The sequence below is a fragment of the Clostridium sp. 1001283B150210_160208_E6 genome (assembly GCF_015669365.1).
Lineage (GTDB): Bacteria > Bacillota > Clostridia > Clostridiales > Clostridiaceae > Clostridium > Clostridium paraputrificum.
The window spans coordinates 33,982-58,196 of the sequence record NZ_JADPAA010000003.1 but is presented as its reverse complement, the minus strand read 5'-3'; the positions used below and the strand labels follow the sequence as shown (position 1 = coordinate 58,196).

Here is a 24,215-nt window from a genome sequence, read left to right as displayed (position 1 = left end):
TACTTAAAATTATAATTTGGAAATTAAAGCATCAATAGAATTTCCTAATTATCTTGATTATCTTATTTTCCTCTTGTAAACATAAGATGAAATAAATGATGTAATTGGCACCGCTAATATTATTCCAATACTTCCTGATATACTCTGTGCAAACTCTATTGCAATAAAATCAGAACTCATTAGTTGATTAAATTGAGTATTATAGGAATACAAAGCAAGCATAGTACTTAATGAAGTGCCTGCAAATGCAAGAATTAGAGTATTAGACATTGTCCCAATCATATCTCTTCCTATATTAATTCCAGACTTAAAAATAGTTTTCATATCTAACTCACTATTTAATTCATTTATTTCATAAATTGAAGATGCTATAGACATTGCTACATCCATTACAGCTCCTAATGATGAAATTAATATTCCAGAAAATAGTATATCCCTAATTTTAAGTCCTGTATTTTGAGCTATAAGAATTAAAGATTCAGCCTCATCTAAATTAAACCCAGATATGTTCAAAAGATTTGATATAAGACAGAATATCACACCTGAAATTATTACACCTACACAGGTTGCTAGTGTGGCTACTATAGTCTTTTTACTCCATCCATTTAATAAAAACAATGTTACAATTGTAGAAATTATTGATACGATTATTGATAAAATAATTGGGGAGTATCCTCTGTATATAAAGGGAATCATAAAGAATATAATTGAATAAAAAGTAAACAATAGACCTATCATAGATCTAAATCCCTTACCCCTACCTATTAAAACCATAATTACAAAGAAAACAATAACTATAATATATATATAATTATTTCTACTGTAATTATATATACTAACCTTATAAAAATCTTCACTTGGTCTATCTACGCATACCATAATTTCTTTTCCTTCTTTGGCAACTACATTATGCTTTTGAGTTATATAATTTGTTACCTCTACTTTTTCTCCTTTGAGTTTCCCTGTTAAAAGCTCTACTTCTAATTCTTGAATACCAGAATATCTCCTATTAGATATTTGTTCTTCCTCTAAATTTTCCTTTATAACGCTTATTACCCTTGCCTTTTCATAACTTAAAGTACTATTATCATACTTCTTAAAATCATCTTTAAAGGTATTATTTAATAATGTTGTACAAAGTATAAATACACCTATTAACCACGTTATTACAATATCAGTTCTGCTTAACATTTTTAACATCTCTCTCTCCTAAATAGAAAGTTTAGCTCTGCATTTAAGCAAAGCTAAACTAATAATTTATATTCTAATTCTTACTTTCTTGTAAGTTCTTTTTCTTTAGTACTAGATAAAGAATTGAACCTGAAGCTAGCACCATTAACGGTATATATACAAATGGATTTTCTACTGTATCACCAGTTTTCACTGGATTAGAACTTTCAGTTTTATTTTCATCAGTTTTATCCGACTCTGGTTTAGTAGTTTCATTATCTCCTGGATTTTGTGTTTCTCCATTTTCTTCTCCTGTTGACCCATTATCCTCTTTATCTTCCTCAACATCTTTTACTATTGAATATTCATCAATAACTTCCATATTATCAGTTCTATAGGTTACAACTTTAAATGAGTTGTCTGTCATTTCAATATTTGAAATTGAAGGAACCTTACTTTGATCTTTTACCGCTGCATAAGTAAAATCTTCATTTTCTAAAATATTATAGTATTTACTACCACTTGCAGAGTTGGCTGTTAAATAAAGTGTTCCTTCTGGGTCTACTACATTACCTTCATTATCTAAAGTTTGATTCTTTAATTCTTTAAAACCTTCCATTTGATAAGATCTTGTATATACATGATCATGTCCCATTAAAACAACATCTATATCATTCTTATCAAAAATTGGAACTAAAGTTTCTCTTCTACTTAAAATTGAGTCCTCTAAAGAATGACTAGCAACACTATAAATCGAGTGATGGAAGGTAACTATTCTCCACTTTGCATCCTTATTTTTTTCAATTGTCTCTTGAATAAATTGTTCATGTTCAGCAGAACTTGTATTGTTTGAGTTTAATGATATAAATAATGCATTTCCATATCTAAAGGAATAATCTCCTCCAGCTGCATTACTTCCTAAAGTACTTAAATTCGGTACATTAAAATGTTGTGTATAGTTAATTCCAACATCATGATTACCTACATTAGTTGCAACTGGTAATGACTCTAATACTTCAGGACTTAAATATCCATCATATTCAGCTTCATTTCCTGCTTTGTTAACTTGATCTCCAGCACTAATAAGAAAACTTGCATCAGGGAACTTTGAAATAGCCTTGTTTAAAGTATCTGTCCATCCATTAATGTCAGATTCTATGCTACCAGAGCCTATTTGTGGGTCACCTGCCAATAAGAAATTAAACTTATTAGTATCTTTAGTTGATAAATTATTAACCTCAGACCATACCCCTTCTTTTCCTATTCTATAAACATAATCTGTATTTTCTTCTAAGTTTATAGCAGATGCCTTATTACTTCTATTTATATCATCTATCTTAGTAATTTCTCCCTTATAGCTTTTAGCTTTTTCTACTGGGAAAGTATCGCCATTCATATCTGATTTTTTAGCAACTTGAAGCTCAGTTTCTCCATCAAAGTTTGTATACCAAGTAAAATTTACTTCTGACTCATCTGCTCCTACAGTTAGTGAAATATCACTTACTTTTGGTTCTTCCTTTTCAATCTCTTCTGAACTTAAAATAAGTGAATTACATCCAAAATATATATCAGAGCTTGTCTCCCTATCTTGGTGAACCTCAACAGCTATAACATTTTTACCTTCCTTAAGCATTGATAAATCTGTTAGCTCAAATTCTTCTGTTATCGGACTTCCATTTCCATTTCCAGCATAAAACATATTATTTTCTTGCTTTTCTTCTGGCACTAAATATCTTTTAACTTCACTACCATTAATGTATACAACTATTGAATCATCAAAAGTAAAACTAGCTTTTATTTTCTTTACATCTTCTAAGTTGTCTACATTAAATTCAGTTCTAAAAAAATATGTTTCAATTGCTCTGTCCTTGCCAGAAGAAGTTTTTCCATTATAGTGCTGTAACACTGTATTTGCTCCGTTTATTGCTTCTCCATTTTTTGCTCCGTAAGGCCCTTTTGCTATCTTCCATGAAGTATCATCAAATCCAATGTTTTGGCCTTCATATTCAATATCTTTAGGAAGTGTCCAGGCGGATTTAATTTTAAAATTATCGAATAAATACGTTCCTACTGCTGGATCTGTTCCATTATCTAAATATCTCCAGCTTGTATCATTATTTATTACAGTCTTATCACTCTCAATTGTCTTAACATGTGCAATAGAATTATCAACGGCTTTTCCATTCTCAGCTCTTGCAGTAATTCCTACTCCAACAACTAGTGCAGAAACCAATGTCATTGATATTATCTTTTTCAACTTCTTACTTTTCATCTTAAACTCTCCTCTTATAATTTAATTGGACAACTTAAGAATATAAAACTTTTATTATATGCATATTAATTAAATGTAATAAAATGTAAAGATAAGATTAAAATTAATTTTACATACTTTCCTAATTATTTATAAAAAAAGAAACACCAGCCCTAGCAGTGTTTCTTTATTATTATTATTTCTTAATTATCTCCCATTACATATATCCCATATAAATCTTTCGAAATTATCCCTCTGACTATGTGTATTATTAGGATAAATCTCTAAAGAAGTTATTGCATCATTTAATGACTTTGGTGTTAAAGACTCCATATCCTCAAACTCCCACTCTTCATAAAGATCTCTTAAAGTTTCTCCAACCCTTAAAAGACTTTCATAATGCTTTCCTCTAGAGAAGCCTTTTATTCTTTTATTTTCTTTCTGATGATTATAAAAGAATGGTGACTTTGCTAACCATCCCTTCTTAACTTCATCTCCATTGGTAGTTTTAGTTAAAATATAATTAATTAACTCTGTAAACTCTGTAAATCTTCCTGACTTTATTTTTATACCTACTATTGGGTACCATAGTCCATTAATCTTTCCACCATTTGTTCCTGATGACCTATAAAATGCTAAAGTTACCCTCTCAATTCCATAATCATATCTTATGTCAACATCTATAAGTCCAATCATTCTAAAATAATTAATTGAATAGACATTAATCCTAAAACTATCTTCATATACGCCTAAAATTTCTATATAATTATTCATAGCCTCACCTTCATTATAATTAAAAACAGCCATGTGATATATGAATCACATGGCCTTTTTTATTACATACTTACGCTTTTAATTTTATCAAGTTGCTCTCTAATTTCTCTAATATTACTATAGCACTTTTTAATACCCATAAGCCTTTTTAAGAATATAAGCTCTTCGTTATTTAAATCAAGCTCTTTATACCATGGGAGTTCTTCTTCATTTTCAGGCTCATATGATGAATAATAAAGATGAAGTAGAAAATCACCTAAATACCAATAGTCTAACTCTTTTTCATAGTGTCTTTTATCTATTATCCTAGCAAGACCAAAATCTATTAAGGCTAATTCATTGTTTTCCTTTAATATTAAATTAGGAGGTCTAATATCACGGTGAACTATATGATTCTTATGCAAAGTTTCAATCATATCTATAATTTTACTGCAATATTCATATATTTCTTCCTTTGAAAACCTATGGTTATCCTCAAGTAATAGATCTTCAATTACCTTTCCTTCAATATATTCAAGGATATACCCTTCTCTATATTCATCTTTAAAGTTAGATATAAACTTTGGAAATCTAGGATCATCTAACATCTTTAATGTTTTCTTTTCATAGATGAGTTTTCTTTTTGTTTTTTTAATCATATCCAACTTTAATTGTTTTACTATGACCTTCTCATGATTCTCATTTTCTCCTAGATAAACAATTCCATATCTACCTTCGCCTAATTGCTTAATTACAGAATACCCATTTACCTTTTCTCCAAATTCGTATAACTTATCCATAGCAATATACTTATTTAAAACTATTTACTTTTAATAGTTTCTTCTGTGTGATTTTCTACATGACCACCTAGATCTACAATTTGATTTTCTAAATGATCTGCTAAATGATCTACTAAATGATCTACTTGCTGACCAACTAAAAGATCTACTCTTAGACCTACTAAATGATCTACTTCTTGATTTACTGAATGATTTGCTTCTTGATTTACTAAATGATTTGCTTCTTGATTTGCAAAATGACTTTCTTGATCTTTTACATTGTCTTTCTGATTCGCAAGATGATTTACTCCATCCTCTATAATAATTGTGACCCATATATGATCTTTCTCTAATACATTTCATTTTTAACACCCCTAAATTTATTTACTTACTGTACTTAATATATACTATTCAAAAATCCTAAAAGAGTTACATAATCTTTTAATTGTAAAAAAATAAAGAAGCTAAAAATTCAGCTTCTTTATTAATTAACAAATTATATTCCTATGATAGGTTGAGATAAATCCCTTTCGTAAATACCATATGCAGCTAACAAAGCATATAAGGTGCCTGATGTTCTAAGTATATTTGAAATATTAACATATATATCTGGTTCAAGAGAAAAGTCCACTTCTCCTTTCGCCTTTCTCTCTTTTAAATGGTCAAAACGAATAAATCCAAGTTGAGTATATATAAATCTTGAAATTACCAATAATTCAAGAGATTGAACAGCAGGTATATCAGGATTTGGAACATTTTCAGTTTCATTTGTATACCTACTATGAATTAGATTAATACTTTCAATAGTAGATATATATGAAAGTAAATCTCCTATAATTGAAATAATATCTGCTATATGCTGATAACTTAACAAGTTTAATTCTTCAATATCACGTTCACTAAAAGAACTATATTCTGATTCATTTCCAAATATATTATTAAAATCCGAATAATTATTTTTCATATTACCTCTAAAAATATTGGTATATATCTATTTTATACTTTTCTAATGATAAAGGTTCACTACTATTTCTCAAAGCCAAATGAGACTATCTAAAAACTATACTAAACTACAATTTAACCCTACTTACAAAACTCATCTTTTTCTTTTGTAAGTACAAGCATTAATTGAATAACAGTTATTATAACAGAACTTCCTTTCTTGTATGCTATATATCTATCTTCCCATCTTGTAGCATACTTCTCCTTAAATTTTTTAAGTCCTTTAAATGAATATACAAAATTACCATATACAAATATTTGGTAGGCTATCTTTTCTCTTAAAAAAGCATGCTTAGTTCTTCCTACATCTGCTAATGGTGCAAGTCCTAAATTAAAATATTTAAACCCATTTTCCTTTGCATACTCAAAAATATTTGCAAACATATAGTCCATAATTCCATTAAGCTCAATTTTCTTAAACCTCATAAGATCAACAGATAAGGTCTCACCATCATACATTGGCATTATTGTAGCAAAACCCTTAAGTTCTCCTTCAGAATTCCTTACAATAGCAACTTTATCCATTTCTATATAATCTCTATCTAAAAAACCTACGCAAAATCCTTTTTCTTTTTGTCCATTAAGCCATTCTTCTGAAACCTCTTTTATTTCATTAAATAGCTCATCATCATAAGGTGGACTAACAATTGAGAATTCATAGCCAGCCTTGGTTATTCTTCCTATAGCTTGTCTATTACTTTTATTCTTATTACCTACTAAAGAAAACTTATCCAATTCGATCCATGCATCCTGACCAAGCTTCATAAACTCATAACCTAAATCGTGAAGTTCGCCCATTACTTCAACATCAATTCCACTAAAAACTAAAGTATATCCATATAAATCAGCAAACTCTAAGAATTCCTGTATCCCCTCAAAAAAGTTCTCCTTATTACCTACTGGATTACCTAAAACTATAACTTTATCTCCAGATATATCATACTGAAAAAGCACATCTTCATTTTTATTTATGTATATATACTTATCTCCTAAAAATACATAGTGAATAAGTCTAGAGCCACCATAATTTTCAATAATTTTTTTAACCTTTTCTTTATCTAATTCTTTCTTTGGAAATTTATTTAATCTATTGAGTAATATTAAAAGCATAACTAATAATAAAGCTATTGTTGCTCCAATAAAAACGGAACTTACTAAATTATCTTTATAAAAGCTTTTTACTATTTCTTCTAAATTTAAAATAGGTATCTTTCTATGTATATAATGTACTACCTTTGAATAACTTGATACCAAATATACTGATAGGGTTAATAAAATAATTGCTATATCTTTAATTGCATTTTTCCATGTATAAATAAAACCTATTCTATAAAACATTTTCCTACTAAATAATATTAATATCCAAACAAGTCCTATAAATATACATTCATGAATATTATACTTGCTAAAGAATCCTCCCATAGTTATAACAGCAAATACAAAAACCATAAAATAATAAACTTCTTTAGTTTTTGTATGAAGTATAGTTGATAATACTATAAGAATAAATCCTATTATTATACTTAAAGATATAGATAACTCTACTATATCCATATTTAAGATTTCACTTTTATGAGGAAAATAACGTTTTAAGTATATATTATTACCAAATATTAACGATATTCCTGTAATAAATAACATTATTTTCAAAACACAATGAGCTAATTTCGAATTTAACCTTGATATAATTTCTCTTGCTTCTTCATTTATCTTCATGTACAAATCTGATAAATATAAAACTAGTCCTATTAACACAGGAATTATGTAATAGCTTAATCTATATAAGATTATAAGTAATAGAACTTGCTCTGAAGGTACATTGAACTCTTTAAGTCCTACTAGTAGTGTTAAATCAAAAGTACCAACACCACTAGGTACCATACTTATCATAGCTACTATTATAGCCATAACATATATAGGGAAGAATTGTGATAAAGTCACCTTTATTCCTAAAATTACAATCAATCCATATATTAAAAGTATAGTTGTTGCCCATTCTAAAATTGAAGTAAACATTATTTTTAATGTAATATAGTAATTTTCTTTATTTCCATTTTTAAATACCTTGTAGGTAGCCCCTATAAAAATAATAGGAATATATAGACCTATTAAAGCTGATATGAAGAATACATAATCAAAACTTCTTCCATTTACTAAGCTCCATAAAGAATATATTAAGCATACCAAAGAAAATCCTGATAGGTTTAATCCAACAACCTTAGATGTTTCTTTTATGAGTTTTGATGAATCATCCACGTATTTCTTATAAAAATGATTTTTTAAGAATATAGCTGAACTTCCACCAAATCCAACTAAGTTAGATATTGAACTTGCAATCCAAGAATACTTGTACACTTTTCTTGTACTTAGGTTTATTTGTACCTTCTTTTTTATTATTAAATCGTAAAATGATAATGGTAAATATGATATTATCCCTAATACTATAATTATCATTATATTAGTAACTGTTAACTTGTCAGAATACATATTGAATAGATTAACATCTATATCAACAAAAATATTATATAATTCCCTTAATGCAAAAAATAATATTACTACTATAATTGGAATTTGAATCATTTGCACTATTTTTTTATTTAGTTTTTTCTTCATATTTATCCCCTTCGTTTATAAGCTATGCTTTATATGTTAAAGAAATTATCTTAAAAGAACCTTAACTATTTCTTAATATCCTCTAAAAATAATTTGGCTATATATGATTCTTATCTATATATATCTGTATTTGACAACTATAGTTATTCGTATTAAACAAATCGTGATAAAGTTCAACTTCTATTAACTCAGTTATATTTATATTATTTTTCTCTATATATTTCATTATATTTTCTCTACACTCTAGTTGATTTTCTTTATTATAAACTAAGGTTAAATAATCTCCTTCAGGTAATACTCTTATGTTTTTTTCTTCTTCAACCTCATTCTTCAATCCAATAAATGCAAATTTTGATTTAACATCTCCACTTGAACTAATATCATAGATTATTCCCCTCTCTAAAGTTATTTCCATATTATTTTCCTTAATTATTTTATCTAATTTTGAGTAATAAATAAGTTCCTCTAACTCCTTAGAACTTTTAAATGGAGCAAAAACTATATATCTCTTATTAAAATGCTTTATTACAATTTCATCATTATCTACTATCTTTTTTGATGTTTTAATGCTTTCACTTAATATATTAATGTTGCTTATTACTTCATTCATTAATTTAATTTTTTCTTCTGCTTCCTTCTTTTTTATCTCTAGAAACTTTAAAAGTTTTTCTGTATTTGGATCTTTAAATATATCCTGTAGTTCTAAAATACTTGTTCCAAGAGTTCTACAGCCTTTAATTATATCTATATGAACAAATTGATCTATAGAATAATATCTATACCCTGTTTCTTCATCTATATATTTAGGTATCAAGATTCCCACTTTATGATAATATCTTAAAGCCTTTATTGTAATATCTTTTATTTTTGAGACTTCGCCTATTGAATAATACTCTTTCATTTAATCACATCCAACTTTCTAATACTTATTGACTCTCCTCTAAGAGGAGACATTAACATAATTATATACTAATTTTAAGATTTGAAAGGAAGAAATATTATGAATAATAAGGTTATGTACAGAGAATTACGCAAAGGAGATTATGAAATAATAAAAAAGTTAATAGGTGATGCTTTTGGATTTAGTGAATTTATAAAAGATCCCAACTTTTTAAACTTAATACTAAATTCTTATCTTCAAGAATGTATATTAGATAGTAGCTTTAGTAAAGTAGCTATTAAAAATGGTAAAGTTATTGGAATCATTTTAGGAAATGCTAATAAGGATAAAAATAAAATAAAAAGCTTTCATAATAGAATAAGTTTAATAAGCTCTTTAATTAAAATTATGTTTACAAAAAATGATAATAAAAAAGATTTAAAGGAATTCTCTAAAATTCAAAAGACTTATAAAGAAATTTTTAAGGGAAATGAAAATAATTTTCAAGGATGCATACAACTTTTCATTGTATCGAAAGAATCTAGGGGGTTAGGTGTAGGAAAATCTTTAATGAATTATCTTTTTGACTACATGAAATCGATGAAAGTAAAGTCTATGTACCTATATACCGATACAAGATGTAACTATCAATTTTATGATAAAAATAATTTTAAAAGATTAAATGAAAAGAAGATATATTTTAATAGAATAAATGAAAGTTTAAATATCTTCCTTTATGGATATAATTTTTAAAGAATCACCTTTTAGCCTAAATATTCTATTTTAAAAAGAGAATCTATTTTAAAGATTCTCTTTTTACTTATTCTCATGAACACTTCCTTCAAATAGTTTCCCCTTCTCTTTGGGAAGTTTATTTTTAACTAAAATATCATAAAATCCTGATATTATATAACTTATAGTCATAACTATGATAATAGCTACCATTTCTCCTCCACCAAAATATTCAAGGGCCATAGCCATTGATGTAATTGGAAGTGATGTTGCACTACAAAAAACTCCAATCATCCCTAATGCTGTGGAAGATTCTAACGGAAGATTTATTAACCCTGAAACAGAACTACCAAGTGTTGCTCCTACAAAGAACGTTGGATTTCCTCTTCCTCCTTGGAAAACTGACCCTAAAGCTACTGCTGTAAATAAGACCTTCCATATACTATCCATTATACTTACCCTATTATTAAAGGAGTCATTTATGAAAGATTGACCTAATCCATTATAGTTATCGCCAATGATTAAGAATAAGACTATTGTTATTATCCCTCCTAAAATTGCTTTTATATATGGATTTTTAGTAACTAAGTCATATAGCTTACTGCTATTATCTAATACTAAATTAAATATAAACCCAGCAATACCACATATTATCCCAAGTAAAATTAGCTTTAAAAGCAGTATAATACTTAATTCTCCTAAGTTTAATTGAGGATAGACTACTTCCTTATTACCTATAAGATTAGCTATTTCGTTTGAAAATACAGTTGTCAAAAATGCAGGTATTAAGGCTTGATAATGAAACTTTCCTTTTAACACTAACTCCATACCCAAAATTGCTCCAGCAAAAGGCACATCATATATTACACCAAAAGCACTTCCCACACCACAAATTACTAAGGTTCTTTGCTCATCATCAGATAAATTAAAGATTCTTGCCATAAAATCTCCTAATGTGCCCCCCATTGCAACAGCTGATCCCTCTTTTCCAGCAGAACCTCCACATAAGGTTGTTAAAAATGAACCTATAAATACTACAATAGACATAAAAAATGGAATATCTTTTGCAGCTGACTGAACTTCAGATTTTAATAAATTTTCTCCTGAATATGCATTTCTTCTTGTATGTAAATATAAAAAGGTTATAATCAATCCAGCAAAGGGTAATAGGTAAATCATAAATTCATGTTCTTTTCTGAAGTTATTTCCCCAGCTTAATAGGATATTAAATAAACCAACTATAACCCCTATGGGCACAGCCATTGCTATACTTAGTGCAATCCATTTTAGTACATTAAAAATTAATGAACTATACTGATTTTCCGCATTAGTTTTTAACTTTTCCATAACCTTCTCCTTCTATCTTTATCATAAATATAATTTCCTAAAGAACAAAAAAAATACTAGGAAGTAAATTCCTAGCATTTTCACTAAAACTCTTTTACAATTTTTTTTGCCTTAGCTTTTCCTTCTTCTACTTTTTCTTCTACATTAACACCAATTACATCTACATTTTCAATTGCTAAAGTAGTTATATCTTTTATACCAAAGAAGTTTAATATTGTTCTTATATACCTATCTCCCATTTCGTATGAAGCATTACTGTATTCACCACCTCTTGAAACTATGTGTATTGCTTTTTTATTATTTAGAAGACCAACAGGACCTTCAGCTGTATATTTAAATGTAATTCCTGTTACACTTATATAATCAATGTAAGCCTTTAGTATTGCAGGTATGCTTAAATTCCACATAGGTGCTGCTATAATATATTTATCTGCTTCTGCAAATTGATAAGCATATTTTAAAATTGGATGATTTCTACTTTCTTCTGTTTTAGGTCCAAAAATACCATTTAAATCATCAGGTCTTAGAAAATCTATATTTTCCTTATATAGGTCTAATTCTATTACTTCATCCCCTGGATTATTTTTCTTATATTCTTCTATAAAGTAATCAGAAACTTTAAAAGTTCTTGATTCTCCTTCTTTTTTTATATTTGCTTTAATATATAAAACTTTACTCATATTATAATCTCCTCTATAACTTTTATACTTTTCCTAACTATAACACTAATATATAAAAAAAGCAATTTAATTAATAATAATTATTTGTTAATTTCAATTAACATTTATCTTGAATTTTTTATGTCAATTATCTTCTAAGTTTAAGTATAAATTTCTTAATATATTAGAAAAGTCCATTCTAAATTAATAGAGTGGACTTTTCTTTATTACTTATGATTGGAATTAATTTAAGCTTTTTTGTAAATAAGTATATATAATCTAGTAAGGATAATATGGATAATATGGATACGGTGGTACTATAAATGGATACCTTAATAAGGCTAAAGCAGCTATTGCATTAATAGGAAATGGCCTTCTTCTAAATCTTCTATATCTATTTCTCATTGGTCCAAAAGGTTGTCTAGGTTGTCTTGTCATTTCATTAGCCTTCTCATCAGTCATTACATCTTCGCCAACTAACACAAAAATCATATTTCCATCTATCCCCTCTACAATTCCATCAAAGCTACTACCATCTTTCATTTGAATAATTGTATGGTAAGACATACACCTCTGGCACTGTTCATAAATAGACATATCATTTCTTTCATAATCAAATATTTCTAATGACAATTTATATCAACTCCTTTCTCCTATATGGTATTCATTTAATTCAATTCTAGTGACTTTATACATTTCTTATTAAGATTATTTTTTTAATAAGGGAAATAACTAAATGTGGATACACTAAATCTTATAAAATTGAAACATCTCAAGGATGAAATATCTTAAATTATCTAATAGTTTGAAATTTATCAGTTATTTAGGAATATTTCCCAGTTCCATAATATATATCTCTTTATTTTCCTTAACGTTAATTTATCACTACCTTTATTATCATTAAACTTTTTTATTTCACTTATTTTATGGAAGTATTATTTTACCTGCTTTGCTTTATTCCATAATCTGTCCTACAATGACATAAAGGAGGATGATGCATATGAGGATCTTTGCTCTTAGGCCCTTATTTTAGTTAGTTAAGTGTCTATCTTAGTTAAAGATCTCCTAACTTCTAAGGGCCTAATAAACTATTTAATATATTTAATTTATGAGGTGTTTATTATGTCTAATTTAACTTTTAATGTATGTAAGCGAGAGAATAATGAAAATAAGGTGAATTTAAGGAGAGTAGGTTTAACTCCAGGTATTATTTATGGTGAATTTCTAAAAAATCCAATTCCTATTAAAATTGATAGTTCTGATTTAAAAAGGTTATTAAAAACCAATAACAAGGGCTCTATAATCCCTATTTGCTTAGGCAAAAAAAAGCTTAACTGTGTTGTCAAAGATCTTCAAAAGAATTATCGTAATGAAATAATACATGTGGATTTTCAATATACAAAACCTAACGAAAGAATTAAAATGAAAATTCCTATAAAATTTAGTGGACAGGAAAACTTAGAATCAAAAAGATTGGTATTAGAAACACATATTACATCTATTGAACTACAAGGGGATGTTGAAAAAATTCCTGAGTCAATTGATATTGATGTTTCTAATATGAATTTTGATAATAGAATACTGCTTCAAGACATATCTATTCCAAAAGATATTTCTGTTTTAAGTGACCCTAAAGCTTTAGTAGCTATTATTACAAATTAATGTTCCCACTCAAAAAAAGCACTGTACTTTTATACAGTGCTTTTTATTATATCTTATATTTTTCCAATTCTTCTTTAAACATATTAGCTATCTTTTCAAAGTTTGATATATTTTCAGTCAGATTATTAATCTCCTGTGTATATTGAGTAACGCTAGCACTTCCTTCCTCTGAATATGCTGAGTTCTCTTCTGCAATTGATGATAAATTCTTTATGTTGTTAGACAATGATTCAATAGATTTTGATTGTTCATTTAAATCATTTATAGTGTTTATCATAGATGATGCAATATAATTAATAGATTTATTAGCATCAAAACTTAAATTTTCTACATCTTGAAGGTTTAATGTTTCTTTTTCCAATATAAAATATTGATTTTCTATTTGTTCCACTAGTGATTCAATATTACCTTTAAAATGTACTAAATTTGTATTTATTTCTTTAACTGATTCTTTTGATTGTTCTGATAGCTTCTTTATAGATTCTGCAACAACAGAAAATCCTTTTCCTTGTTCACCAGCTCTTGCAGCTTCAATTGATGCATTAAGTGCAAGTAAATTTGTTTGCTCTGCTATTCCTGCTACAATAGATACTATCTTTGTTATGTCATTTGCTCTTTTTTCTAAATCTTCACTTTTTACCTTAACATCATTAAAGCTTTCTAATGTCACTCCTATGTTTCTACTTGATTTTTCTACACCTGAATTGCTTTTATTAATTTTCTTTAATACTTCCTCTAAATTATTCTTATAACTATTTTCTACTTGAACTATTTTACCTAAAGCATTTATATTCTCTTCTAAAGACATTACTACCTCATCAGTTTGTCCAGCCTGCTCAACTGCACTATTAGCAACTTGTCCAACCACTTCATCTATACTTTCAGATGCTTGTTGCATTGATGCACTTATTAAATCTATTTTTTTAATAAATGTGCTCATTTCATCTGTTAATCCCTTAAAGCTTACAAAGTCTGATTGTATTATTTTTTTGTGTTCTTTAATTTTTTCATAAATATCCTCAAAAAAGTCATTAGTTTTAATGCTTTCATCTATGTTATATCTATTTTCCACTAATCTATTAAGCTCTTCTTTAAGCTGTGATAAGGGTGATAACATTAAATTTGTTCCTAAGTATGTTAATCCACCTGCTATTATACTAGCTATAATGGATTTAATTATATTGCTAACTCCCATTAAAGGTATTAAGATAACAAATAATGTAATTCCAGTAAATAATCCTGCCTTTACTCCAAAGTTTTTAATAAAACCTAAGGACATAAGTGTATTAAACTTATACTCTTTATTGTAATGAATATCCTGATTAAATATTAATTTTAATTCTAATGATGTCTTTGTTTTAGATATTTCTTCAACTTGAATTTTTTCATTAAAGTAATTTCCTACCCCCTCAAGCATTCCAAGAAAATATTCAAACATTCCCCTTGAAGAGTTATATGTAAATATAGCTTCTCTCCTAGAAATAGGTGTAATTGTTAATATAGGAGGTTTTGCCCCTATAAATTTCTTTGTCATGACTACATGCACATCATACATGGATTTTAAAAATGAGTATGCATTTTCATGCTTAAAAAATGCTGGATAATCCTTGCTGAAGGATATAATATTATCTTGTCCAATTTTTCTCCATAACTCTTTTGTAGTTATGTTCTTATTATCTGATATGTACTTTATATATTTATTGACCTTATCATCTTCCACATTTTCTATTGGTGAGAATATCTTATGTTCACCCCAACCAGCGTAAGACATTGCATTCTTAACTACATCATCACCAAATAATTTTCTAGTTGTATTAAGCCAAGTTGCAACAACTGTTCCCTTCATTCCCATTCCTCCCTTTTCATCTTTTGCACTATTTAGGCAATTTATATTAAATTATACTATAAATTTCATACTTTTCATGTTTATTAACAATATATTAATAACTTTTTATATTTATTTTTATTTATATATAAACTTTAAAATAAAATCTAAATATTGGGGTTGACTTTTCTTTTTATCCATAGTATAGTGTATTCAATTACAAAACACATGTTTCTTACATAAGGACATAATTAAAGGGGCTTAAACATATGAAAAAATTTTCACTAATAAATAAAATTATAATAGCTTTGATACTAGGGGTTAGCCTGGGGCTTATTTGTAAATCCCTTTCTATAGTATTTCCTATGAGAATATTAACTACCTTTAGTGGTTTATTTGGAAACTTCTTATCCTTTATTATTCCACTAATAATTATAGGATTTATAGTTCCTGGAGTTGCTTCTTTAGGGAACAAGTCTGGTAAAACTTTATTATTAACTATCGTACTAGCTTATACATCTACTTTAATTGCTGGATTTTTAGCATTTATTATTGGATTTAGTCTACTACCAAAGTTCATAAATGGGGGAATTTTACTTGAGCAAGGCACTGTAGACTTAACTCCTTATTTCACTATCGACATTCCACCAATGCTAAACATAATGTCAGCTTTAGTATTTGCATTTATACTAGGAGTTGGATTATCTCGCATAAAAAATAGTACTTTATTAAAAGTATTTGAAGAATTTAGTTCTATAGTAGAAATGGTAATAAAGAATGTATTAATACCTCTTGTTCCCTTTTATATATTTTCAATATTTGCAAAACTAAGCTTTAGTGGAGAGATATTTACTACCTTAAAAGCGTTTGGTATTGTTTATATAATATTGTTTACCTTACAAGTTGGGTATATTTTAATTCAATATTTAATTGCTGGTAGCTTTAAAAAACAAAATCCTTTAAAGCTTATTAAAAATATGATACCTGCATACTTTACAGCAGTTGGTACTCAATCTTCTGCTGCTACAATTCCTGTCACATTAGAATCTACAAAGAATAATAATGTAAGTGAAGAGATAGCAGATTTTGTTATACCTCTATGTGCAACAATCCATTTAGCAGGTGATACTATAGCATTAGTTTTAACATCTATGGGGGTAATGTATATGAATGGACAAACTCCTACCTTTAGTAGTTTTCTTCCTTTCATATTAATGTTAGGTATTACAATGGTAGCTGCACCTGGAGTACCTGGTGGTGGTGTAATGGCTGCACTTGGTATTTTAGAAATGATGTTAGGTTTTGGTTCTGTAGAAAAGTCTATAATGATTGCATTACATGCAGCTCAAGATAGCTTTGGTACTGCCACTAATATCACCGGAGACGGCGCTTTAGCAATAATAATAGATAAATTAGTGGGCAAAAAGAAAGAGCTAGTATAATAATGTACTAGCTCTTTTTTCTTGTATTTATTTCCAATTATTTCCTGAGAAATATTTTATTATTTCCTATTTTAAGACCATATACTACTATCTCTATAGTAATTAATTCCTAGGTTCTTCAATCTTTCTCCTTGCTTTTCTAATCTTATTTTATATTCACTCCAATTTCTATCTTTCTTTGGAGTCCAGCCAATTTCTCCATATCCTAATAATCTAGGATATATCATATAATCCATTTGCTGTTGATTCAAAATATTTTCTGTCCATAGTGGTGCTTCCACACCTAGTACAAGATCCTTTGGTGAATAATCTGTTGGATCCCAACTATATGCTGTTTCTATTGGTATGTAACCTGCCCAATCTAACCCATATGGAGTATCCTTATTATATTTCATATCTAAATATGCTTTACTAGAAATTGAAATATTCATTTTCATTTCTTTTTTTCTTGCTGCTTCATTTGAATCCTTCCAATTTTGTAGTATTACACTTGAGTTTATCTCTGGTGACGTATCGATTGGATCCCATCCTATTGGAGTTTTTCCTAAAGCTTCAACCATTTTAGCTACTCTTCCAACAAAATAATCATAATCCTCCTTCTTAGTGCTAAGGGCTTCATCGCCTCCTATATGAATGTATTTTGAAGGAGAAATAGCTGCTACTTCCTTAAATACATTATCTAAAAACTTATAAGTCTCTTCACTATGTGTCATAAAAGAACTAAAACCAATCTCTGTTCCTGTATACAAAGGCTTCCTTTTGCCATCTGGATTTAAAAATCCATAAGAAGCTAAGGCTGCATTACTATGACCAGGCATATCAAATTCAGGAATTATCTCTACATATCTATCTCTTGCATATTTTACTATATCTCTAAATTGCTCTTGAGTATAATATCCTCCTTTTCCCCCACCAACTTCCGTGCTACCACCTATTTTAGTTAAATCAGGATACTGTTTAATTTCTAAACGCCACCCTTGATCATCACTAAGATGTAAATGGATTCTATTTATTTTATATAAAGATGCATGATCTATTTGACGTTTAATTTCATCTACTGAGAAGAAATGCCTAGCTACATCAATCATTAATCCTCTATAACCATATTCAGGTTTATCCTTTATATTGGAAGCTGGCACACTCCATTCCACATTACTAACTAAACTATTTTTCTCTATATCTGGAGGTAATAACTGCCTTAAGCTTTGAATTCCTCTAGAAATACCCTCTGGCTTATACGCTATAATCTCTACTTTTTCTTTTGTTGTTATTAAATTATATCCTTCATTTCCTTCCGTTTCATTGCCTCCTACAGTAGTTAAGTAAATACTTCCTAATGGAGGATTATCCCCTTCAACCATTTTTAATTCATATCCTGTTGGACTTATTAACTTTTCTCTTAAAAACTCTGCTACTATTCGTATTTCCTCTGTTTCTTCTTTATTCTTTCCTTTTATATATATAGAAGATTCCTTATTTAAAATAAACTTTCCATTACCCTTTACATAACTTAAAGGTTTTGGAATAATATCATTACTTACATCTTCTAAAAAAGTTGATTGCACATCTTCTCTCTTTTGAAGGTTTATAAATATTGAGGTAGATAAAATTACTAAAGATAATAATATTATTGAAATACGATTTAAGCTCTTGTGATATATGTTATTCATTAGTTCACCGTCCTTAATTACATAATATCTATACTATTTTTTTACTAAAGTACACATTCTATACATGAAAAAGGTGGGGTAGATATTTATTTGTCTTGTTCCGTGGCGAGCTCAAGTCACAGAAAAATAAATATCTATTCCCTTCGTACTAAAGATAATGAAAAAGGAATGTATCTTTGATACATTCCCTCAGATTTCAAATATTACTTTGCACTTTGCTCCTTTAAGTATTTATCTATCTCTTCTTTACTTAATCTCTTTACTTCTCCTACTAAAGTATTATTAGATAAATTAGATTCATATATTAATACATATACATCTTTCACAAGTTGAACATATATATTGAATATGATTTTCTAAGCACTCCCTAGACCTCATTAATGGTGTAATTCTAGGATTATCACTATAACATTCTTTACACATCATCTTTTCTATTAATTTAAATTCCTTTCGTACATTTTATTTTTCTACTTATATTTTATTTTTATACTATTCCCCTCTACTGCAATTCCTTTTGACTTAGTTATAGGCAGCTTTTCCTTTTCTGAAAACCCTATTGTTTCTCCATCATTAAGTACTGCATTATACTCAAGAACATAGGATACTATATCATAGATAAATCCATATAACTCTGAAGGTGTAGTTTTTGAGTTAATAACCTCAATCTCATCTTTATCAAAATAGTCCATTCCACAAGTATAGGCTGAAAATCCTTTTTCACTTGGATAAATACCTATATATATCCAATTTAATACAGGCAGAACTTTTTCTTTTAAATCCTCGGCACATCTTATATAAAAATCAGAAGGTAAAACTGTTGGGTATTGATATATACCTATCGCATTTTTTAACTTCAATAGAGAAGAAACCACCATAGTAAATACAATACTATTTCCTATTGGATTTTCTCCTTTTGTAACTGACACAACTATATGAGCCTTATGCTTGGCAGTTTCCTCTTCCCCCTCTTTCCAAAGATAATTATTCATTGCATTTCCTTCTGCTTCTTTATTTGGAACAGGTGAGTTAATTAATGCACATACAACCTTAATATCACTTACTTCAAATATTAAAATGTCACTTTGCTCTTCTTCCTTAATCATAATTTCCCAATCTCTATATAAGTTTCTCTTAAACTCTTTTATATTAAAGCCTTCATCTGATAAAAGTACAAAACCAGTTCTTATCTTTTTATCTTTCATCTAATCCCCTTTTCCCTTCCATTTATTACAATTAAATTTTATCATACTTTTTATATAATTAAACAGTAAAAAAGGTGTGGCGGATATTTATTTCCCTTGTTCCGTCGCAAGCTCCAAGTCACATGGAAACAAATATCCACCCCACGCGTACTAAAGGTAAGGAAATTATAAAATCACTATCCTTTATTTTACATTTTTTAATATGAAAATGTAATAATACCTTTGATTTATAGCTAATTGAAATTTTATAATTTACTAGACAGTAAAAAAATCGTCAAGACGAGCTTGCCGAGTCGTCGATTTTTTTCAGCGCACTCTGGCTTTTGGAAACGCATGTGAGCAAAAGACCAGGCGCATATAATTTTATTTTTTATTCTTTAGGAAGAAATGAATGAGTGTATCGCTAAATTGTTGAGGTTATCCACAATTTAATAATAGATATAATTTCCTAAAGAATAAAAAAACTGCTGATATACTCAGCAGTTTTTAATAGTATTATTAATCTTTAATTACTGGCTTTATTGCATTTAATGCATTTAGCATTCTTGGAAATCCCATATAAGGCATAGCATGAAGTAATGCACAAATTATAGTTTCCTTACTATTTCCAACTTTTATAGCTCCAAGGGCATGGCTATAAACCTGTAAATCAGCACCGCCTAAAGCCGACAATGCAACTAAAATTAGAAGTTCCCTTAGTGTTCCATCCATGCCACCTCTAGTAGCAAAATCACCAAAACCAAGTTCTGTTAAAAACCTTGGTATAGCCTTTGCATATTCATCTGGAAGATATGAATACTTATCTAAAATTTCTGTACCGTAAATAGGCTCTTGAATCTTAAGACCTTCTGTATATCTATCCTCATCTTTTATAGTCTGCTGGCTTTCTAAAGGTAATGCTATATTATTTTCACTAAATACCTCATTCATTGTAGTAATGGCATTTAAAGTTTTAGGAAATCCAATAAAAGGAGCACATTGATATATTGCCTCACGAATTTCAACTGGTGTACATCCTACATCTAAAGCTGCCTTTGTATGAGCCTTCAACTGTGGTAATGTCTGATTAACAGTTAATACAACTATTGTAACAAGTTCTCTTACCTTATTATCTAAATCTCCTGTATAACATACTTCCCCAAAAATAAATCTCTGTAATATTCTCATAAATTCTGGATCATTACCCTCATTTATAACTGGATCTACTCCAAATAATTCATTAAATTTTTCCTTGCATTGCTCAATTCTCCCCATATTATTCCTCCTACCTTTATATTACTTTCCATATTTTCAAACTCCTTTCCTTAATGAAAAAAGATACCCTATTCTCAAGGATATCTTAATTCTAATACTCTTATTTTAAATTTCCTAATACTTTTTCCGCATGCTTAGAAATGCATTATAGGCATTTCTGAATATACTGAATAAATGCTTTTGTTGTTGTTGAGAACCCATGGTATTTCTTCCATACAAGAACACTCCCTGTTTCTAGTTGAGGTGAAAGCGGGCAAAAGACCAAATTTTCAAACCTATTTTCAAAATGAAAACAAAGTGCCACTCCTACATTATTTTCAACCATAATTGCTGCATTATAAGCAAGATTATATGTAGATGCAATTTCCATTTGATCATAATACTCACCAAACCAACTTGCTAATTCATTTTGTACTAATTGACGTTTTGATATAATGATAGGAGTTCCCACCAGGTCCTTTGGACAAATAACTCCTTTCATTGCTAAAAGAGAATCTTTTCTTACCAAAACACCCCACTTTTCCTTTTCTGGCATACGTATAAAATCATATTTACTAACGTCAACAGGTTCTGTTAATAAACCTATATCTAGAAAGCCCTTCTCCATTCTCTCTTTAATATCATTAGCCACTGAACTATACATATGAAAACTTACATCTGGATGCTCCTTTCTAAAGTTTGCCATAATACGTGCTAATACATGAACACTCTTTGTTTCTCCACTTCCAATAGCAACTTCCCCTGATAAATTCTCTGTAACATTAGATAACTCTTTTTCTGTTCTTTCTGTTAATTCAATAATTTCTTGAGCACGACGCTTAAGAAGCATTCCATCCTCTGTTAGAGTAATACTATGTTGTCCCCTTTTAAATAGCTTTATCCCTAACTCTTCCTCCAACTGTGCTAGCTTACGTGATAAAGTTGGCTGAGTAATATGTAAAAGCTCTGCAGACTTCGTAATGTTTTCCTCTCTTGCTACCATAAGAAAATATCTCAGTACTCGTAATTCCATTTGAATCATTTCCATTCCATAAGTTTTTGGTTATATATTATCATCTTTTAAAGTCATTTGAAATAAAATTTGTACATATTTATATAAACATATATTTATAACAATATTTAAATATTTATTTCTTCATATATATTTTATAAAAATTAAATTTTAAAATTGAGATTACTAATAATAAAATTTATAAATAGAATTTCCAACTCATTCTTCTTATCCTAAGCAAGTTTTCTCTGGCACATAGTAAACTTCTCCATTAACCTCTTCCATAATTCCACTTACCCCATAGACTTTCCTAATTAAATTCTCATTAATAATATCATTAGCTCTTCCTTCCTTAACTAATGCCCCATCCTTCATAACAGCTACATTATCACTATACTTAATAGCTTGGTTAATATCATGTAAAACCATAACTATTGTTGTTCCATGATCTTTATTTAATCTTTGAACCAACTCTAAAATTTCTATTTGATGATATATATCTAAATAAGTTGTTGGTTCATCAAGAAAAAGAATCTTTGGTTTTTGAACTAATGCCATTGCAATGAAAACCCTCTGCCTTTCCCCTCCAGACATGCTCATTACAAGCTTTTCCTCCATTCCTTCAAGTCCAGTTTCTTTTAATGCCCAATTAATTATTTTTTCATCATCCCTATTAATATGTTCAAATCTCTTCTTAAAAGGTAGTCTACCATAGCTTACTAAATCTCTTACAGTAATATCATTAGGCACAGAATTTTGCTGATGAACAGTTGCTACAATTTTAGCAATATCCTTATACTTAAGCTTTGTTATATCCTTCCCATCAATAAAAATGCTCCCTGATTTAGCCTTATTCAACCCACATAACAAAGAAAGCAAGGTAGATTTTCCACTTCCATTTGGCCCAAGTATTGTTGTGATTTTTCCATTCTCAAATTCAACTGATAAATCATTTATAAACTCTTCATTCTTATTATAAGAAAAATTTATTCCTTCAACTTTAATCATTATTTTATGTCACTCCTTCTTAGGATATATAGGAAGAAAGGAGCTCCTATTATAGCCATTATAATTCCAACTGGAACCTCATAAGGTTTCATAATTACTCTTCCTAAAGTGTCTGCAAGTAGCAATAGATTTGCTCCAACAAGTCCACTAAAAGGTATTAAATATTTATGGTCAGAACCTATTATCATTCTGCAGATATGCGGAACCACAAGACCAACAAAGGATATTACACCTCCAATTGATGTTGAGATACTTGATAAAAATACAGCAATACCTGTAATTATAATCATTTGTACATCACCATTTATCCCAAGGCTCTTTGCATTTTTATTTCCAAGCATAAGAATGTTACAGCTCCTACTTAAAAGTAAAGCTAGTAAAATTCCTATAATTGAATAAATTAATATTATGCTTACATCACTCCACTTAACAGCAGCTAAGCTTCCTTGAAGCCATCTTTGAATATTTGATGCACCCATTCCAAGACTTGTTGTCATCATAGATGTGAATCCACCAAATAGTGCATTAATAGCTGCACCTACAAGTACTATTCTAATTGGAGAAAGTTCTTTCTTATATGCAAATATATAAACTACTCCACAAGAAATCACACCTCCTAAGAAGCCTAAAATAGGTCTCATCATACCAATACTAGGCATAAATATCATAACAGCTACTGTTACCAGAGATGCTCCTGAAGAAATTCCTGTTACATAAGGATCTGCTAATGGATTTCTTATTACAGCTTGTAAAAGAACCCCTGCTATTGAAAGATTAGCTCCAATAAGTACAGCAATAAATACCCTTGGCATTCTTAAATCTCTAACTATTTCATAATTATTGCTTATATCGATTCCCAAAATACCTTCAAATAACTCTTTTACAGTAATATCTATACTTCCTTGTACAAGTGAAGTAAATAGTAGTATTGAAAGAATTATTAAGGATATTATTATATATAACTTCTTTTTCATA

General features: G+C 28.6%; 22 protein-coding genes. 3 read left to right on the top strand and 19 right to left on the bottom strand.

Annotated elements, in window-relative coordinates; genetic code table 11:
- Window positions 1–57: 57 nt before the first annotated feature.
- The 8 genes from I4V16_RS05035 to I4V16_RS05000 all read right to left on the bottom strand — a co-directional run bounded on the left by I4V16_RS05035 (window position 58) and on the right by I4V16_RS05000 (window position 9,469).
- Entirely contained in the window at window positions 58–1,200 is a 1,143-nt protein-coding gene (locus I4V16_RS05035) for a YibE/F family protein (protein WP_195616984.1), read from the bottom strand.
- Between the two features lie 64 nt (window positions 1,201–1,264).
- Window positions 1,265–3,442 (bottom strand): metallophosphoesterase family protein, encoded by a 2,178-nt coding sequence (locus I4V16_RS05030; RefSeq protein ID WP_195542455.1) that lies wholly within the window; start codon window positions 3,440–3,442, stop codon window positions 1,265–1,267.
- A gap of 186 nt (window positions 3,443–3,628) precedes the next feature.
- Complete coding sequence (locus tag I4V16_RS05025) at window positions 3,629–4,195, bottom strand: hypothetical protein (protein WP_049177755.1); 567 nt, start codon at window positions 4,193–4,195, stop codon at window positions 3,629–3,631.
- Between the two features lie 62 nt (window positions 4,196–4,257).
- Complete coding sequence (locus I4V16_RS05020; RefSeq protein WP_049177749.1) at window positions 4,258–4,974, bottom strand: protein kinase family protein; 717 nt, start codon at window positions 4,972–4,974, stop codon at window positions 4,258–4,260.
- 30 nt (window positions 4,975–5,004) lie between these two features.
- Complete coding sequence (locus I4V16_RS05015) at window positions 5,005–5,316, bottom strand: hypothetical protein (RefSeq protein WP_153061834.1); 312 nt, start codon at window positions 5,314–5,316, stop codon at window positions 5,005–5,007.
- A 133-nt stretch (window positions 5,317–5,449) separates the two neighbouring features.
- Window positions 5,450–5,917 carry a hypothetical protein gene (locus tag I4V16_RS05010; protein ID WP_049178894.1) on the bottom strand — a complete coding sequence of 156 codons (468 nt, stop codon included), beginning with the start codon at window positions 5,915–5,917 and terminating at the stop codon, window positions 5,450–5,452.
- Window positions 5,918–6,036: 119 nt separating this feature from the next.
- Window positions 6,037–8,568: a bifunctional lysylphosphatidylglycerol flippase/synthetase MprF gene (gene mprF, locus I4V16_RS05005; RefSeq protein ID WP_049178895.1), complete on the bottom strand. Its 2,532-nt coding sequence runs from the start codon at window positions 8,566–8,568 to the stop codon at window positions 6,037–6,039.
- Between the two features lie 97 nt (window positions 8,569–8,665).
- Window positions 8,666–9,469: a MerR family DNA-binding transcriptional regulator gene (locus I4V16_RS05000; RefSeq protein WP_049178896.1), complete on the bottom strand. Its 804-nt coding sequence runs from the start codon at window positions 9,467–9,469 to the stop codon at window positions 8,666–8,668.
- A gap of 99 nt (window positions 9,470–9,568) precedes the next feature.
- Here I4V16_RS05000 and I4V16_RS04995 point away from each other — a divergent pair, with 99 nt between their 5' ends.
- Window positions 9,569–10,201 carry a GNAT family N-acetyltransferase gene (locus tag I4V16_RS04995; RefSeq protein ID WP_195617317.1) on the top strand — a complete coding sequence of 211 codons (633 nt, stop codon included), beginning with the start codon at window positions 9,569–9,571 and terminating at the stop codon, window positions 10,199–10,201.
- Between the two features lie 63 nt (window positions 10,202–10,264).
- Here I4V16_RS04995 and I4V16_RS04990 read toward each other — a convergent pair whose 3' ends face one another.
- The 3 genes from I4V16_RS04990 to I4V16_RS04980 all read right to left on the bottom strand — a co-directional run bounded on the left by I4V16_RS04990 (window position 10,265) and on the right by I4V16_RS04980 (window position 12,819).
- Window positions 10,265–11,527, bottom strand: coding sequence for a chloride channel protein (locus I4V16_RS04990; protein ID WP_195966550.1), 1,263 nt, complete (start codon window positions 11,525–11,527; stop codon window positions 10,265–10,267).
- A gap of 83 nt (window positions 11,528–11,610) precedes the next feature.
- On the bottom strand, window positions 11,611–12,207 hold the full coding sequence (locus I4V16_RS04985; RefSeq protein ID WP_195966549.1) for an FMN-dependent NADH-azoreductase: 597 nt from the start codon (window positions 12,205–12,207) through the stop codon (window positions 11,611–11,613).
- A 258-nt stretch (window positions 12,208–12,465) separates the two neighbouring features.
- A complete protein-coding gene (locus I4V16_RS04980; protein ID WP_049178900.1) occupies window positions 12,466–12,819 on the bottom strand; it encodes a hypothetical protein in 354 nt (117 codons plus the stop codon).
- A 489-nt stretch (window positions 12,820–13,308) separates the two neighbouring features.
- On the opposite strand from I4V16_RS04980, the gene I4V16_RS04975 reads away from it, so the two are divergent.
- Window positions 13,309–13,848 carry a 50S ribosomal protein L25 gene (locus I4V16_RS04975; protein WP_049178901.1) on the top strand — a complete coding sequence of 180 codons (540 nt, stop codon included), beginning with the start codon at window positions 13,309–13,311 and terminating at the stop codon, window positions 13,846–13,848.
- A gap of 46 nt (window positions 13,849–13,894) precedes the next feature.
- Here I4V16_RS04975 and I4V16_RS04970 read toward each other — a convergent pair whose 3' ends face one another.
- On the bottom strand, window positions 13,895–15,694 hold the full coding sequence (locus tag I4V16_RS04970; protein ID WP_195966548.1) for a heme NO-binding domain-containing protein: 1,800 nt from the start codon (window positions 15,692–15,694) through the stop codon (window positions 13,895–13,897).
- A gap of 248 nt (window positions 15,695–15,942) precedes the next feature.
- Here I4V16_RS04970 and I4V16_RS04965 point away from each other — a divergent pair, with 248 nt between their 5' ends.
- Complete coding sequence (locus I4V16_RS04965) at window positions 15,943–17,115, top strand: dicarboxylate/amino acid:cation symporter (protein WP_195573389.1); 1,173 nt, start codon at window positions 15,943–15,945, stop codon at window positions 17,113–17,115.
- 71 nt (window positions 17,116–17,186) lie between these two features.
- On the opposite strand, the gene I4V16_RS04960 is transcribed toward I4V16_RS04965, so the two are convergent.
- The 7 genes from I4V16_RS04960 to I4V16_RS04935 form a co-directional block, all read right to left on the bottom strand.
- Entirely contained in the window at window positions 17,187–18,785 is a 1,599-nt protein-coding gene (locus I4V16_RS04960; protein WP_195966547.1) for a family 20 glycosylhydrolase, read from the bottom strand.
- 203 nt (window positions 18,786–18,988) lie between these two features.
- A complete protein-coding gene (locus tag I4V16_RS17575) occupies window positions 18,989–19,111 on the bottom strand; it encodes a hypothetical protein (protein WP_271805999.1) in 123 nt (40 codons plus the stop codon).
- A 141-nt stretch (window positions 19,112–19,252) separates the two neighbouring features.
- Window positions 19,253–19,987, bottom strand: coding sequence for a DUF4261 domain-containing protein (locus I4V16_RS04955; protein WP_099329505.1), 735 nt, complete (start codon window positions 19,985–19,987; stop codon window positions 19,253–19,255).
- A gap of 498 nt (window positions 19,988–20,485) precedes the next feature.
- The gene (locus I4V16_RS04950) at window positions 20,486–21,241 is read right to left on the bottom strand and encodes a carboxymuconolactone decarboxylase family protein (protein WP_099329506.1); all 756 of its coding nucleotides are present in this window, start codon (window positions 21,239–21,241) and stop codon (window positions 20,486–20,488) included.
- Window positions 21,242–21,386: 145 nt separating this feature from the next.
- Complete coding sequence (locus I4V16_RS04945) at window positions 21,387–22,253, bottom strand: LysR family transcriptional regulator (RefSeq protein ID WP_195573386.1); 867 nt, start codon at window positions 22,251–22,253, stop codon at window positions 21,387–21,389.
- A gap of 207 nt (window positions 22,254–22,460) precedes the next feature.
- Entirely contained in the window at window positions 22,461–23,240 is a 780-nt protein-coding gene (locus I4V16_RS04940) for an ABC transporter ATP-binding protein (protein WP_195542403.1), read from the bottom strand.
- Window positions 23,240–24,214 (bottom strand): iron ABC transporter permease, encoded by a 975-nt coding sequence (locus I4V16_RS04935; protein ID WP_099329509.1) that lies wholly within the window; start codon window positions 24,212–24,214, stop codon window positions 23,240–23,242. Before I4V16_RS04935 ends, I4V16_RS04940 begins: the two co-directional genes overlap by 1 nt.
- Between the last annotated feature and the right edge of the window lies 1 nt (window position 24,215).